The sequence below is a fragment of the Pseudomonas allokribbensis genome, from assembly GCF_014863605.1.
GTDB classification, from domain to species: domain Bacteria; phylum Pseudomonadota; class Gammaproteobacteria; order Pseudomonadales; family Pseudomonadaceae; genus Aquipseudomonas; species Aquipseudomonas allokribbensis.
Genome location: NZ_CP062252.1, coordinates 2,175,878 through 2,190,579, shown reverse-complemented (window position 1 = coordinate 2,190,579; position 14,702 = coordinate 2,175,878). Strand labels below are relative to the sequence as shown.

At 61.5% G+C, this 14,702-nt stretch carries 10 protein-coding genes; 2 read left to right on the top strand and 8 right to left on the bottom strand.

Annotated features, from left to right (window positions below):
• Positions 1-61: 61 nt before the first annotated feature.
• The 8 genes from truA to leuC all read right to left on the bottom strand — a co-directional run bounded on the left by truA (position 62) and on the right by leuC (position 10,324).
• A complete protein-coding gene (truA, locus tag IF199_RS09875) occupies positions 62-886 on the bottom strand; it encodes a tRNA pseudouridine(38-40) synthase TruA (protein WP_173861340.1) in 825 nt (274 codons plus the stop codon).
• Between the two features lie 151 nt (positions 887-1,037).
• Positions 1,038-3,701: a motility hub landmark protein FimV gene (locus tag IF199_RS09870; protein ID WP_192560223.1), complete on the bottom strand. Its 2,664-nt coding sequence runs from the start codon at positions 3,699-3,701 to the stop codon at positions 1,038-1,040.
• 209 nt (positions 3,702-3,910) lie between these two features.
• Positions 3,911-4,921: an aspartate-semialdehyde dehydrogenase gene (locus tag IF199_RS09865; protein ID WP_096821198.1), complete on the bottom strand. Its 1,011-nt coding sequence runs from the start codon at positions 4,919-4,921 to the stop codon at positions 3,911-3,913.
• Positions 4,922-5,114: 193 nt separating this feature from the next.
• Entirely contained in the window at positions 5,115-6,227 is a 1,113-nt protein-coding gene (gene asd, locus IF199_RS09860) for an aspartate-semialdehyde dehydrogenase (RefSeq protein ID WP_064363920.1), read from the bottom strand.
• Between the two features lie 66 nt (positions 6,228-6,293).
• A complete protein-coding gene (leuB, locus tag IF199_RS09855; protein WP_085732478.1) occupies positions 6,294-7,376 on the bottom strand; it encodes a 3-isopropylmalate dehydrogenase in 1,083 nt (360 codons plus the stop codon).
• 69 nt (positions 7,377-7,445) lie between these two features.
• Positions 7,446-8,213 carry a class I SAM-dependent methyltransferase gene (locus IF199_RS09850; RefSeq protein ID WP_011333352.1) on the bottom strand — a complete coding sequence of 256 codons (768 nt, stop codon included), beginning with the start codon at positions 8,211-8,213 and terminating at the stop codon, positions 7,446-7,448.
• A gap of 37 nt (positions 8,214-8,250) precedes the next feature.
• Positions 8,251-8,895 (bottom strand): 3-isopropylmalate dehydratase small subunit, encoded by a 645-nt coding sequence (gene leuD, locus IF199_RS09845; RefSeq protein ID WP_192560222.1) that lies wholly within the window; start codon positions 8,893-8,895, stop codon positions 8,251-8,253.
• Between the two features lie 10 nt (positions 8,896-8,905).
• Positions 8,906-10,324, bottom strand: coding sequence for a 3-isopropylmalate dehydratase large subunit (leuC, locus tag IF199_RS09840; RefSeq protein WP_096821194.1), 1,419 nt, complete (start codon positions 10,322-10,324; stop codon positions 8,906-8,908).
• A 140-nt stretch (positions 10,325-10,464) separates the two neighbouring features.
• Here leuC and IF199_RS09835 point away from each other — a divergent pair, with 140 nt between their 5' ends.
• Together IF199_RS09835 and IF199_RS09830 are read left to right on the top strand one after the other, a co-directional pair.
• Positions 10,465-11,355: a LysR family transcriptional regulator gene (locus IF199_RS09835; RefSeq protein ID WP_096821193.1), complete on the top strand. Its 891-nt coding sequence runs from the start codon at positions 10,465-10,467 to the stop codon at positions 11,353-11,355.
• Between the two features lie 68 nt (positions 11,356-11,423).
• Complete coding sequence (locus IF199_RS09830) at positions 11,424-14,702, top strand: PAS domain S-box protein (RefSeq protein WP_192560221.1); 3,279 nt, start codon at positions 11,424-11,426, stop codon at positions 14,700-14,702.

Here is a 14,702-nt window from a genome sequence, read left to right as displayed (position 1 = left end):
GATAAAAACCTCAAGGCAAATCCGGGAAAGTCCCGGATGGTAACAAATGCATTCGAGGGCGTCAGCCGTCAAGTTCCGAGAAACCCGTAAGGAAATGTGGCCCGATGAAACGCTCGGGCAACGGGAACTCGTCGTGGTACTCGACCTGCACCAGATACAACCCGAACGGATGCGCCGTGACACCGCCGGAGCGCCGCTCGCGGCTCTCCAGCACTTCCTTCATCCACTCCGGCGAACGCTCGCCGGCACCGATCGTCATCAACACCCCGGCGATATTGCGCACCATGTGGTGCAGGAAAGCGTTGGCGCGGATGTCCAGCACGATCATTTTGCCGTGACGGGTCACGCGCAAGTGATGCATCTTCTTGATCGGCGACTTCGCCTGGCACTGCCCGGCACGGAACGCGCTGAAATCATGGGTACCGATCAGGTACTGCGCGGCCTCAGCCATGCGCTCCACGTCCAGCGGACGGTGATTCCAGGTGATTTCTTCATTGAGATGCGCCGGACGGATCTGATCGTTGTAGATCACGTAGCGGTAACGCCGGGCAATGGCCTTGAATCGCGCATGAAAGTGCGCTGGCATGACCTTCGCCCAGCTGACGCTGATGTCATGGGGCAAATTGATGTTGGCGCCCATGACCCAGGCTTTCAGCGAACGATCGACCTGAGTGTCGAAATGCACGACTTGCCCGCAGGCATGCACACCGGCGTCCGTGCGCCCGGCGCATTGCAGCGAGATCGGCGAATTGGCGACCTTCGACAAGGCTTTTTCCAGGGTTTCCTGCACGGTGAGCACGCCTGTGGACTGGCGCTGCCAGCCGCTGTAGCGCGAACCCTTGTATTCAACGCCCAGTGCGACGCGGAAAAAGCCTTCGGGGGCCATTTCGGCGGCCGGGTTATCTATGTTTGCCAAGTCGGGACAGCCTGCTGATCTACAAAGGCGGGCATTATAAGGCGGCGAACCGGGGATACCAGACCCAAACAAAAACGGCAGCCTCGAAGGGCTGCCGTTTTATTTACCGCTGAACGCTGACTCAGGCCAGATGCGAAAGCATTTCCTTCGCTTCGCTCTTCTGCTTGTCGTCACCTTCGCTGAGCACTTCCTTGAGGATGTCGCGCGCACCGTCGTTGTCGCCCATGTCGATGTAGGCCTGCGCCAGATCGAGTTTGGTGGCAGCTTCGTCGGTGCCAGCGAGGAAGTCAAAGTCATCCTCACCCAGATCGCCACCCAACGCAGCATCGGCCTCAGTGAAGCTTGGCTCGTTGATGCTGCCCGACAGGCGATCCAGCTCAGCGTTGACGTCATCCAGCTCGGCCGCGAATGCATCCGGCTCGGCCGGCGCGGAGTCCATTTCGTCAGCCAGGGACAGGTCGAAATCGGCTGGCAGTTCCAGATCATCCAGTGGCGGCTCGACCACAACCGGCGGCTCGACCGGCGGCTCGACCGGCGCAAGATCCTTCACGCCTTCGTCCAGATCCAGCAGGAAGTCGTCGTCAGCCAGTTCAACCGGCACAGGCGCAGGATCGGCACCCAGATCCAGATCCAGGTCGAAGTCAGACAGATCGTCGAGGTTTTCCTTGATCTCGGTCTGCTGTTGCAGAACCGACTCGAAGCTCAGATCGTCATCCGCCGGGAACTCGTCCAGCTCAACCGGCGCTTCAGGCTCGACAGCCGCCACCGGCGCAACAGGCTCCACCGGTGTGATGTTGTCGAGATCATCCAGGCTCAGGTCGAAAGCGCTGTCCAGATCATCTTCCGCGGCAGCAGGCGCTTCAGGCACTTCAGGCTCGTCGAGCAGCAGGTCCTTGACGTATTCCGCGTCCAGCTCGGCGGCAATGGCAGCAGCGGCCAGACCACTCGCAACGACGACCGCCATGGCCGGGAAGCGGCTTTTCAGCTCTTCGACCTTGGAGAAGTTATCGCCGTTGGCGACCAGTTGACGCTCCTGACCGACGAAGGCATCACGATCACCCTGGCGACCGTAGACTTCCATCAGCTTCAGACGCAGGTCACTGCGCTGCGGCTCCAGGCTGACGCCCTCTTCCAGCAACGCGGCAGCCTGATTCAGACGACCGCCGTCGATGTGCGACTGCGCCTTGTCCAGCACGTCGTCGGAACGCTCGGCAGCCGGGGCCACCAGCGGCGCGGCGATCGGCTCGGCCATCACGACCGGAGCCACCACCGCAGCGGCAACAGGCGCCGCTGCTGGTGCCGGCGTGAGCTTGACGCTCGCTGCCGGCACTTCCAGGCCTTCGAAGCTGCTTTCCGGCAGATCGAGTTCAGGCGCGAACGATTGCTCCTCCAGTGCCCGAGCCATGCGCAGATGCTTTTCAGCTTCCTGCTGAGCCTTGCGGCGGCGAGCCAGCAGCAACAACAGAAGCAACAGCACCACCGCACCACCACCGACCAGACCCAGCAGGATCGGGTTGGTCAGCAGTTCGTTGAAGGTTTTCTCGTCATCGGCGGCAGGCTTCGGCTCGACTACCGGTTCAACCGGTGCTGGCGCAACGGCTTCCGGCGCAGACGCGACAGGTGCAGCTTCTGCCGGGGTGGCCGGTGGCGTGGCGGCCAGTTCGGCGGTGATCGCCGGAACCGGGGCAACCGCAGGTGCGGCGGCTGCGGGAGCTGGCGCAGTAGCGGACCCTTCGGCCTGCAACTTCGCCAATTGATTGTTCTTCAGTTCGATCAGGCGTTGCAGCTTGTCCAGCTGACTTTGCAGATCGGTCATGCGGCTTTTCAGTTCCGCATTGTCACGACGGGTCGTGTCGAGGCTTTCCTGGGTCACCGCCAGTTTGTTGCTCAAGGCCTTGGCGTCGCCGGCCGGGCCCTTGCCGCGACCCTTGGCACCTTCAGCCGAGACCAGGCTCAGGTTGTCCTTGGCATTCTTGGCAGAACCGGTGTTGGCGCGGCCACGGTTGGTCGCATCAAGCTGCTGCTGACCGGTGCCTGGCTTGGCCACATAACGACGACCCTGACGCCAGGCCTCGTTCTGCGCGGCCACTTCGGCAATGGCTTTGGACTGCGGCAGCGCAGTGCTTTGCACCTCATCCGGCAGACGCAGCACCTGACCGGTTTTCAAGCGGTTGATGTTGCCGCCGATGAACGCATCCGGATTCAGGGCCTGAATCGCCAGCATGGTCTGCTGGACCGAACCGCCAGTACGCGCCTTCGCTGCGATTTCCCACAGGGTGTCGCGTGGCGTGGTGGTATGGGTCGAATGCGTTGCACCCGTGGTCGGCGCGGTGATGGTTTGCGTCGGCGCCGGCTGCGCAGCGGCATCGGCGGTCTGCGGCGAGAACTTCGACGGATCCAGCAGCACGCTGTAATCGCGCAGCAGTCGACCGTTAGGCCACATCACCTGCACGAGGAATTTCACCATCGGTTCCGACAGCGGCTTGCTCGAGGTAATACGCAGCACGCTTTTGCCGCTGGCGTTGAGCACCGGGGTGAAAGTCAGATCATTGAGGAAGGCCTGGCGATCGACACCGGCCTTGGCGAAATCTTCCGGCGAGGCCAGGCTCGGCACCACTTCGGCAGCGGTCAGATCCTTGACATCGAGCAGCTCGATTTCCGCCACCAGCGGCTGGTTCAGGGTCGACTTCAGGGTCAGCTCCCCGAGCCCGAGGGCATGCGCCATACCGGAGGACAGCGCCGAGGCGGCCGCTATTGCTAACACCAGTTTGCGAACTTGAACCATAGCCTCTTCCTTTGTTTGAACGTTCCTCGGCCAGCGAGAAGATGTTGATTGTCGCTGCCGTAAGGCATTGCGCGCGACGACGACAGCATGCCGCGCGCGATCATTTCTTTGATGCCCCGGAAAGTCCCGGAGGGTGTTACGTCATCAAGTGATCTGGCCAAGCATAGCGCCCGGCTAGAATCAGTCGACAAATTGTTGCCAAGTATCTTTTACAGCAGGCCTTTTATCAACAACTCGGCCACTTGCACCGCGTTGAGGGCCGCACCTTTGCGTACGTTATCTGACGTCAGCCACAGATTTAGTTCCGACGGCTCGTCGACACCGCTACGCACCCGTCCGACATAGACCACGTCCTGGCCCACCGCGTCACCGACGGCGGTCGGATAATCGCCAGCTTCAACCAGTTCGATGCCGTCAGCGGCTTCAAGGGCGGCATTGACCTTTTCCAGGTCGACCGCGCTCGCTGACTGCAAGGTCACGCTAAAGCTATCGCCAAAAAACACCGGGGCTTGAACGCAAGTTGCGGAAATCTTTAATAAAGGCTTGGCCAGCACCTGACGCAGTTCGCGCACCAGACGTTTTTCCAGCAGCGTGTGGCCTTGAGCGTCAGGCGTACCGACCTGAGCCAGCAAGTTGAAAGCCATCTGCCGGTCGAAGAATGTCGGCTCCAGCGGACGCATGTTCAGCAACTCAGCGGTCTGGCGAGCCAGCTCGGTCACCGCTTCGCGGCCTTGGGCGGAAACCGCCAGATTGGCGGTGACATGCACATATTGCAGCTCGATCAAATCGAGCAGCGGTGCCAACACCACAGCCAGCGTCGTGGCCGACGGGCTTGGGCTGCTGACCTGGAACGGCATTTTCAAACCGGCCAGCACCTCGGCATTGGCTTCCGGCACCACTTGCGGCGCCTGATCCGCCGGCAACGCGCCGGACAGATCGACCAACGAGCAACCCGCCGCGTGAGCGCGGGCGGCGTAACTCAGGGTGATGGCCGGGCCGGCGGCGAAGAACGCCAGCTTGACCTTGCTGAAATCGAACTCGTCGACTTCGCGCACTCTTACGTTCTTGTTGCGAAACAGCACCGAGCTGCCGGCGGATTCGCTGCTGGCCAACAGGTGCAAGGTGCCGACCGGAAAGTCGCGCTCTTCGAGAATCTGCACAAGGGTTTCGCCGACAGTACCGGTGGCGCCGATCACGGCAATATCAAGGGTCTGGGTCATGGTGCTGCCTCTGGCGAAACGGGGGGAGCGGCACTTTACCGGGTGAGTCGCACACAGGCAATTCGCGCCCGCCGCGAAGAGCGGACGCGGAGCGTCCATGGCTGCATTCCCACGCGGAGCGTGGGAACGATCAACAGGTACAAAAAAACCCGCGCCTCTTGCAAGGCGCGGGTTCTTTCATTGCGTCACGCGATCAACGCTCCAGCAGGATCCGCAGCATGCGACGCAGCGGTTCGGCCGCGCCCCACAGCAGTTGGTCGCCGACGGTGAAGGCACCGACGAACTGCGAACCCATGTTCAGCTTGCGCAGACGACCGACCGGCACGTTCAGGGTACCGGTGACTTTCGTCGGGCTCAGCTCCTGCATGCTGATTTCGCGCTGGTTAGGCACCAGTTTGACCCAAGGGTTGTGCTGGCTGATCAGCCCTTCGATGTCGGCGATCGGCACGTCTTTGTTCAGCTTGATGGTCAGCGCCTGGCTGTGGCAACGCATGGCGCCGATGCGCACGCAGATGCCGTCGACCGGGATCGGGCTCTTGAAGCGACCGAGGATCTTGTTGGTCTCGGCCTGGGCCTTCCACTCTTCGCGGCTCTGGCCGTTCGGCAGTTCCTTGTCGATCCACGGGATCAGGCTGCCGGCCAGCGGTACGCCGAAGTTTTCGGTCGGGTACGCGTCGCTGCGCATGGCTTCGGCCACACGGCGGTCGATGTCGAGGATCGCGCTGGCCGGATCAGCCAGTTGATCGGCGACAGCGGCGTGGGTCGCGCCCATCTGCTTGATCAGTTCACGCATGTTCTGCGCGCCGGCACCGGAGGCCGCCTGATAGGTCATGGCGCTCATCCACTCGACCAGACCGGCCTCGAACAGACCGCCCAGGCCCATCAGCATCAGGCTGACGGTGCAGTTGCCGCCGATGTAGTTCTTGGTGCCCGCGTCGAGCTGCTGGTCGATGACCTTGCGGTTGACCGGGTCGAGGATGATGACGGCGTCGTCGTTCATCCGCAGGCTCGAGGCCGCGTCGATCCAGTAACCCTGCCAGCCGGCTTCGCGCAGCTTCGGGAACACTTCGCTGGTGTAGTCGCCGCCCTGGCAGGTCAGGATCACGTCGAGGGTCTTCAGCTCATCAATGCTGTAAGCGTCCTTGAGCGGAGCAATGTCCTTGCCCACGGACGGGCCTTGGCCACCGACGTTGGAAGTGGTGAAAAACACCGGCTCGATAAGATCGAAATCCTGCTCTTCCAGCATCCGCTGCATGAGCACGGAACCGACCATGCCGCGCCAACCGATCAGACCTACACGTTTCATCGCAACTACACCTTCTTGAAAAGTGGGCCGCTGCTTTGTCTTGAATTTCGCAGCGGGCCCGAGAGATTACAGATTCCGCAGCGCGGCGACTACTGCGTCACCCATTTCCTGCGTACCGACTTTAGTGCAACCGGTCGAAAAGATGTCGCCGGTGCGCAGCCCTTGATCCAGCACCACGCTGACCGCTTTCTCGATGGCATCGGCCGCTTCGTGCAGATTGAAGCTGTAACGCAGCATCATCGACACCGACAGAATGGTCGCCAGCGGGTTGGCAATGCCTTTGCCCGCGATGTCCGGCGCCGAACCGTGGCAAGGCTCGTACATGCCCTTGTTGTTGGCGTCCAGCGAAGCCGACGGCAGCATGCCGATGGAGCCGGTGAGCATCGACGCTTCGTCGGACAGGATGTCGCCGAACATGTTGTCGGTGACGATCACGTCGAACTGCTTCGGTGCACGCACCAGTTGCATGGCGGCGTTGTCGACGTACATGTGGCTCAGTTCGACTTCAGGGTAATCCTTGGCCACCTGCTCGACCACTTCACGCCACAGTTGGCTGGACGCCAGCACGTTGGCCTTGTCCACCGAGCACAGCTTCTTGCCACGAACCATGGCCATGTCAAAACCGACGCGGGCGATGCGGCGGATTTCGCTTTCGCTGTACGGCAGCGTGTCGTAGGACTGACGCTCGCCGTTTTCCAAGGTACGGGTGCCACGCGGCGCGCCGAAATAGATACCGCCGGTCAGCTCACGGACGATCAGGATGTCCAGGCCGGCAACGATTTCCGGCTTCAGGCTCGAGGCGTCAGCCAACTGCGGGTACAGGATCGCCGGGCGCAGGTTGCCGAACAGGCCCAGTTGCGCGCGAATTTTCAGCAGACCGCGCTCAGGGCGGATGTCACGCTCGATGGTGTCCCATTTCGGGCCGCCCACGGCGCCCAACAGGACGGCGTCGGCAGCGCGAGCGCGGTCGAGGGTTTCGTCGGCCAGCGGTACGCCGTGCTTGTCGATGGCGGCGCCACCGATCACGTCATGGCTCAGCTCGAAGCCCAGGCTGTACTTGTCGTTGGCCAGCTCCAGCACCTTGACCGCTTCGGCCATGATTTCCGGACCAATACCGTCGCCTGGGAGAATCAGAATCTGCTTGCTCATGCTTTCCTCGTGTCTTCAGTCGGTGCGCCATCGACAGGCGCGCCCGGAAAAATACTTATCGTTCCAAGATTACTTTTCAGCCCAGAGCACCAGTACATCTGTACTGAACGAACCATCGGCCTCAATCTCAAAATATTCGCGCACTTCGTTGCCCATCGACTGCTGCAACTGGCGGATCGCGGCGCGCATCACTTCAGGTGTGCGCATGCGCTCGACCCAGCTGTTGTACTCCAGACGCAGGCGCTGACGCGTGGTGCTGCGGGTGTGCAGACCGGCCTCGCTGACCTGGCGCAGCCACTCACCGGCAGAATAATCGCGTACATGACTGGTGTCGCGCAGCACTTCGACGCTCTGCAGGTAGGTGTCGAACAACGGGCTGCCCGGCGACAGCACATCGATGAACGCCGCCACGCCACCCGGCTTCAGCACCCGACGCACTTCGCGCAGCGCAACGCCGAGGTCACTCCAGTGGTGCGCCGAGTAACGGCTGAACACGAAATCGAACTCGCCATCGGCGAACGGCAGGCGCTCGGCGGCGCCGTTGACCGTGGACACATTGCTCAAACCGCGATCAACGGCAGCGGCGGCCACCACGTCGAGCATCTGCTGCGACAGGTCGTAGGCCACCACTTCTTTCACCAGCGAAGCGACGTGAAAACTCACGTGCCCGGCGCCGCAACCCAGGTCCAGCACCCGAGCCTCGCCCTGCCCCGCCAGCTCAGCCTGTAGCAGCGCAAATTCAGTGCCTTGAGCGTGAACGGCGCTGCTCAGGTAGGCGGCGGCCTGTTCACCGAATTGCTTTTGTACAACCTGACTGTGCTGGGCGGTGCTGGTCATGGGTACTTCCTTTTATTGGGGTTTCAACCTTTCAAATTCACGCGTCGCGGAACAACCACGGCTGACTAGCGCGATGCTTGCTTTCAAACGCCGCGATCGCATCGCCGTCCTGCAAGGTCAGGCCGATGTCGTCCAGACCGTTGAGCAGGCAGTGCTTGCGGAACGCGTCGATCTCGAAGCGGTACACCTTGCCGTTCGGGCTGGTCACGGTCTGTTCGTGCAGATCGATCTGCAACTGATAGCCCGGCGCGGCCTCGACCTGTTTGAACAGTTCGTCGACTTCCGCGTCGCTCAAGATGATCGGCAGCAAGCCGTTCTTGAAGCTGTTGTTGAAGAAGATGTCGGCGTAGCTCGGCGCGATGATGCTGCGGAAACCGTATTCTTCCAGCGCCCATGGCGCGTGCTCACGGCTGGAGCCGCAACCGAAGTTTTCGCGGGCCAGCAACACGCTGGCGCCTTGATAACGCTCGGCGTTGAGCACGAATTCCTTGTTCAGCGGACGCTTGGAGTTGTCCTGATACGGTTGACCGACATCCAGGTAACGCCACTCGTCGAACAGGTTCGGGCCGAAACCGGTGCGCTTGATCGACTTCAGAAACTGCTTCGGGATGATCTGGTCGGTGTCGACGTTGGCACGATCCAGAGGTGCGACAAGGCCAGTGTGCTGGGTAAAAGCTTTCATGCTGCGCTCCTCAGATCAATTCACGAACGTCGATGAAACGACCGTTCACCGCCGCCGCAGCGGCCATGGCCGGGCTGACGAGGTGGGTACGGCCACCGGCGCCCTGACGGCCTTCGAAGTTACGGTTGGACGTCGAGGCGCAATGCTCGCCGGACTCCAAACGGTCCGGGTTCATCGCCAGGCACATCGAGCAACCCGGCTCACGCCATTCGAAACCGGCTTCGAGGAAGATCTTGTCCAGACCTTCGGCCTCAGCCTGCGCCTTCACCAGACCCGAACCCGGCACCACGATGGCCTGCTTGATGGTCGAAGCAACCTTGCGGCCCTTGGCGATCACCGCAGCAGCGCGTAAATCTTCGATGCGCGAGTTGGTGCAGGAACCGATGAATACGCGGTCGAGCTGAATGTCGGTGATCGCCTGATTGGCGGTCAAACCCATGTACTTCAAGGCGCGGACGATCGAGTCGCGCTTGACCAGATCCATCTCTTTAGCCGGGTCCGGCACGTTCTGATCAACGGCCAACACCATTTCCGGCGAAGTGCCCCAGCTGACTTGCGGCTTGATCTGCGCAGCGTCGAGCTCGACCACGGTGTCGAAATGCGCGTCGGCGTCGGACACCAGGTCTTTCCAGGATTCGACAGCCAGATCCCACTCGGCGCCTTTCGGTGCGAACGGACGGCCCTTGACGTAATCCACAGTCTTTTGGTCAGCCGCCACCAGACCCACACGGGCGCCGGCTTCGATGGACATGTTGCAGATGGTCATGCGACCTTCGACGGACAAGTCACGGATGGCGCTGCCGGCGAATTCGATGGCGTGGCCGTTACCGCCGGCGGTGCCGATCTTGCCGATCACGGCGAGAACGATGTCCTTGGCGGTCACACCGAACGGCAACTGGCCTTCGACGCGCACCAGCATGTTCTTCATTTTCTTGGCGACCAGGCACTGAGTGGCGAGCACGTGCTCGACCTCGGAAGTGCCGATCCCGTGGGCCAATGCGCCGAATGCGCCGTGGGTCGAGGTGTGCGAGTCGCCGCAGACCACGGTCATGCCCGGCAAGGTCGCGCCCTGCTCCGGGCTGATCACGTGGACGATGCCCTGACGGACGTCGTTCATCTTGAATTCGACGATGCCGTATTCATCGCAGTTGTCGTCGAGGGTCTGAACCTGCAAACGCGAGACCTGGTCGGCAATGGCCGCAATGCCGCCCTTGCGCTCCGGGGTGGTCGGTACGTTGTGGTCCGGGGTCGCGATGTTGGCATCGATGCGCCATGGCTTGCGCCCGGCCAGACGCAGGCCTTCGAAGGCTTGCGGCGAGGTCACTTCGTGGATGATGTGACGATCGATGTAGATCAGCGCCGAACCATCGTCGCGCTGCTTGACCAAATGCGAATCCCAGAGCTTGTCGTAGAGCGTTTTGCCGGCCATCAGACGTTTCCTCATCAGCTTGTTTCTATGCCCTGGGCTTATCAATAACCCTTTGGCTTGTGAGGCCGATCCTATGGGGTTAGATTGAATAACTCAAATTCATATTTTTTATGCTTTGGATAACCAACTGGAATACGAACATGGATCTGGCCAACCTCAATGCTTTTATCGCCATCGCCGAGTCCGGGAGCTTCTCCGGCGCCGGTGAACGCCTGCACCTGACGCAACCGGCGATCAGCAAACGCATCGCCGGGCTGGAGCAGCAACTGAATGTGCGGCTGTTCGACCGACTGGGCCGCGAAGTGGGTCTGACCGAGGCCGGCCGGGCCTTGCTGCCACGGGCTTATCAGATTCTCAACGTGCTCGATGACACGCGCCGCGCCCTGACCAACCTGACCGGCGAAGTGACCGGTCGTCTGACCCTGGCCACCAGTCACCACATCGGCCTGCACCGTTTGCCCCCCTTATTAAGGGAGTACACCCGCCGTTACCCACAGGTGGCGCTGGATATTCAGTTCCTCGATTCGGAAGTGGCCTACGAAGAAATTCTCCATGGCCGTGCAGAACTGGCGGTCATCACCCTGGCGCCGGAGCCGCACACACTGGTCAAGGCCACGCCGGTCTGGGATGACCCGCTGGATTTCGTAGTTGCACCGGAACACACACTGATCAGCAACGGCGCTGTCACATTGGCGGACATTGCCGGCCATCCGGCGGTTTTCCCCGGCGGCAACACCTTTACCCACCATATTGTCCAACGTCTGTTCGAGGCACAGGGGCTGACGCCGAACATCGCCATGAGCACTAACTACCTGGAAACCATCAAGATGATGGTGTCGATTGGCCTGGCGTGGAGCGTTTTGCCGCGCACCATGCTCGATGAACAGGTGGCGCGCATACCTTTGCCGGGCATACAGCTCAGTCGCCAGCTAGGCTATATCCTGCACACCGAACGGACGCTGTCGAATGCTGCACGGGCGTTTATGGCCCTGCTGGACGCTCAAATCGATCTGCCAGGGAATCACGGCTGACTTGTGCTACTCCTATAGAGCTGCCGTCCCTGTGCCTAATGCCCAAATCAGCTCAAGGCCCCTTAACAATGCCGAAATCTGTTGACCGTATTCCGCCGATGCCGCGTATTCAGGCCATTGATCCACGGCGTTCCGAGCAGAGCTGGGAGAGCGCGCCGCAATTGCTCGCGGCGCTCAATGGCGCCCGGCTCGGCGCCTGGTATTGGGACATCGAACGCGGGCAGATCAGTTGGTCGCGGGGCACTCAGGCCTTGTTCGGCTTCGATCCACGGCAGCCGTTGCCCGAAGACCTGGAATACCTCGACCTGCTGCCGCCGGAAGACCGGGCGAAAACCGTTCGCGCCTTCCACGCGGTAATAGCCGGCGCGCCGCTGGAACAGGCGATGCACCACCGCATCCGCTGGCCCGATGGCAGCCTGCACTGGCTGGAGATCAATGGCAGCCTGCTGCCGGACAAGCATGGCCGGCCCCGAATGATCGGGGTGATCCGTGAAATCACCCACCAGCGGCAACGGGAACAGGCCCTCAGCAGTTCGGAGAAACGTTTCGCCACACTGTTTCATCTGTGCCCGAACATGGTGCTGCTGACCCGCCAGGAAGACGGCCTGATCAGCGAGGCCAACCAGTATTTCGAAAGTCTGTTCGGCTGGCCGGTGCAAAGTGCGATCGGGCGCACCACCCTGGAATTGGGCCTGTGGGTGCATCCCGAGCAACGGGCGGAGCTGGTCAAGAAGACCAAGGCCAAGGGCGAACTGATCAGCATGGAAGTGCAGTTCCGCGCCAGCAATGGCCAAGTCCATGACGGCATTCTCAGTGCGCAAAAGGTCGAACTCGAAGGCCAGCCTTATCTGTTGAGCACGTTTCTCGACACCACCGAACGCAAAGCCGCCGAGCACGCGCTCAAGGACAGCCAGGAACGCCTCGATCTGGCGCTGGACTCTGCCCAGCTCGGCACCTGGGACTGGCACATTCCCAGCGGCATGCTCTATGGCTCGGCCCGGGCCGCGCAATTGCACGGGCTGGAGCCGATTCCGTTTCACGAATCTTTTGACGAGTTCTTCGAAGGCGTGCCCGGCGAGGAACGCGACAGCATGCGCGACGCCTACCGCAGCCTGCGCGAAGGTCCGGCGGGCAATTATCAGCTGACGTATCGCGTGCAACTGCCGGACGGCAGCTCACGTTATCTGGAAAGCCGCGCCCGCCTCTATCGCGATGAAAACGGCGCGCCGCTGCGCATGGCGGGCACCCTGCTGGACATCACCGATCAGGTCGAACGCGAACAACGGCTGGTGGCTTCAGAAGAGAAGTTCGCCACGCTGTTCCAGGTCAGCCCCGACCCGATTTGCGTGACCCGCCAGGAAACCGGGGAATTCATCGAGATCAACTCCAGTTTCACCCAGACTTTCGGCTGGAGCGCCACTGACGTCATCGGCCATACCGCCGAAGAAATCGGTCTGTGGGATGCCTCGGCGAAAAGCCTGCAGCGCATCGAACGGGTGATCCGCGAACAGGGCCTGAGCAATGTCGCGATCATCGTCCAGCACAAGGACGGTCAGTCGCTGACCTGTGTGATTTCCAGCCGCCAGATCAGCGTCGGCAACCAGCCGTGTATCGTCACCACGCTGCGCGACATCACCCAGCAACAGCGCTCGGAAGCGGCGCTCAAGGCCAGTGAAGAGAAGTTCGCCAAGGCGTTTCACTCCAGCCCCGACGCCATCACCATCACCGAACGAGACACCGGGCGTTATCTGGAGGTCAACGACGGCTTCTGTCGCCTGACCGGCTACCGTGCCGATGAAGTGGTCGGTAAGACCGTGTATCAGGTCGGCATCTGGGCCGAGGAAAAACAGCGCTCGGGGCTGCTCGCAGAGCTACAGATCAAGGGCCGCGTGCACCATCAGGAAATGCTCGGGCGCAACAAGCGCGGGGAATTGCTGACGGTGGAGGTTTCGGTCGAGCCGATCACGCTCAACGAAACCGCCTGCCTGCTGATGACCGCCCGGGACGTCAGCCTGCTGAAGAACGCCGAAGCGCAGATCCGTCATCTGGCCTACCACGACCCGCTGACCAACCTGCCCAACCGTGCGCTGCTGATGGATCGCCTGAGCCAGCAGATCGCCCTGCTCAAACGCCACAACCTGCGCGGCGCGCTGTTGTTTCTCGATCTGGATCACTTCAAGCACATCAACGACTCGCTCGGCCATCCGGTCGGCGATACGGTGCTGAAAATCATCACCGCGCGCCTCGAAGCCAGTGTGCGCATGGAAGACACCGTGGCTCGGCTCGGTGGCGATGAATTCGTGGTGTTGCTCAGCGGCCTGGAAGGCACCCGCAACGAAGTCAGCGGCCAGGTGCGTGAACTGGCCGACACCATTCGCGAATTGCTCTCGGAGCCGATGTTCCTCGACGGCCAGCGCCTGCAAGTGACGCCGAGCATTGGCGTCGCACTGATTCCCGATCACGGCTCGACCCCGACCGACCTGCTCAAGCGCGCGGACATTGCGTTGTACCGGGCCAAGGATTCCGGGCGCAACACCACGCAGATGTACCACAACACCATGCAGAAAGCGGCCAGCGAACGGCTGCGCATGGAGACCGATCTGCGCCTGGCGCTGTCCCGTGGCGAATTCAACGTGCATTTCCAGCCGCAAGTGGACGCCCGGGACAATCGCATCATCGGCGCCGAAGCGCTGGTGCGCTGGAATCACCCGGAACTCGGCGCACAATCACCCACCGAGTTCATCAAGGTCCTGGAGGACAGCGGGCTGATCCTCGAGGTCGGCACCTGGATCCTCGATGAGGCCTGCGATGCCTTCAAACAACTGATCGCCGAAGGCCTGATCGATCCTCTGGCGTTCAGCCTGTGCGTGAACATCAGCCCCCGGCAGTTCCGCCAGAACGACTTCGTCGAACGCATCGAACACAGCATGACCAGCCACGGCCTGCCCTGCTCGCTGCTGAAACTGGAAATCACCGAAGGCATCGTCATCCAGAATCTGGAAGACACCATCAGCAAGATGCGCCGCCTGAAAAAACTCGGCGTGAGCTTCGCCATGGACGACTTCGGCACTGGCTATTCATCACTGACCTATCTGAAACGCCTACCGGTGGACACGCTGAAGATCGATCAATCCTTCATCCGCGACGCCACCAGCGACCCCAACGACGCCGAGATCATTCGCGCCATCGTCGCCATGGCCCGCAGCCTGGAGCTGGAAGTGATCGCCGAAGGCGTGGAAACCCCGGAGCAACTGGAGTTCCTGCAAGGGCTGGGTTGCCATTTGTATCAGGGGTATCTGCACAGTCGGCCGGTGGCGCTGGAGGTGTTGAAAGGGTTGCTGGCTTGA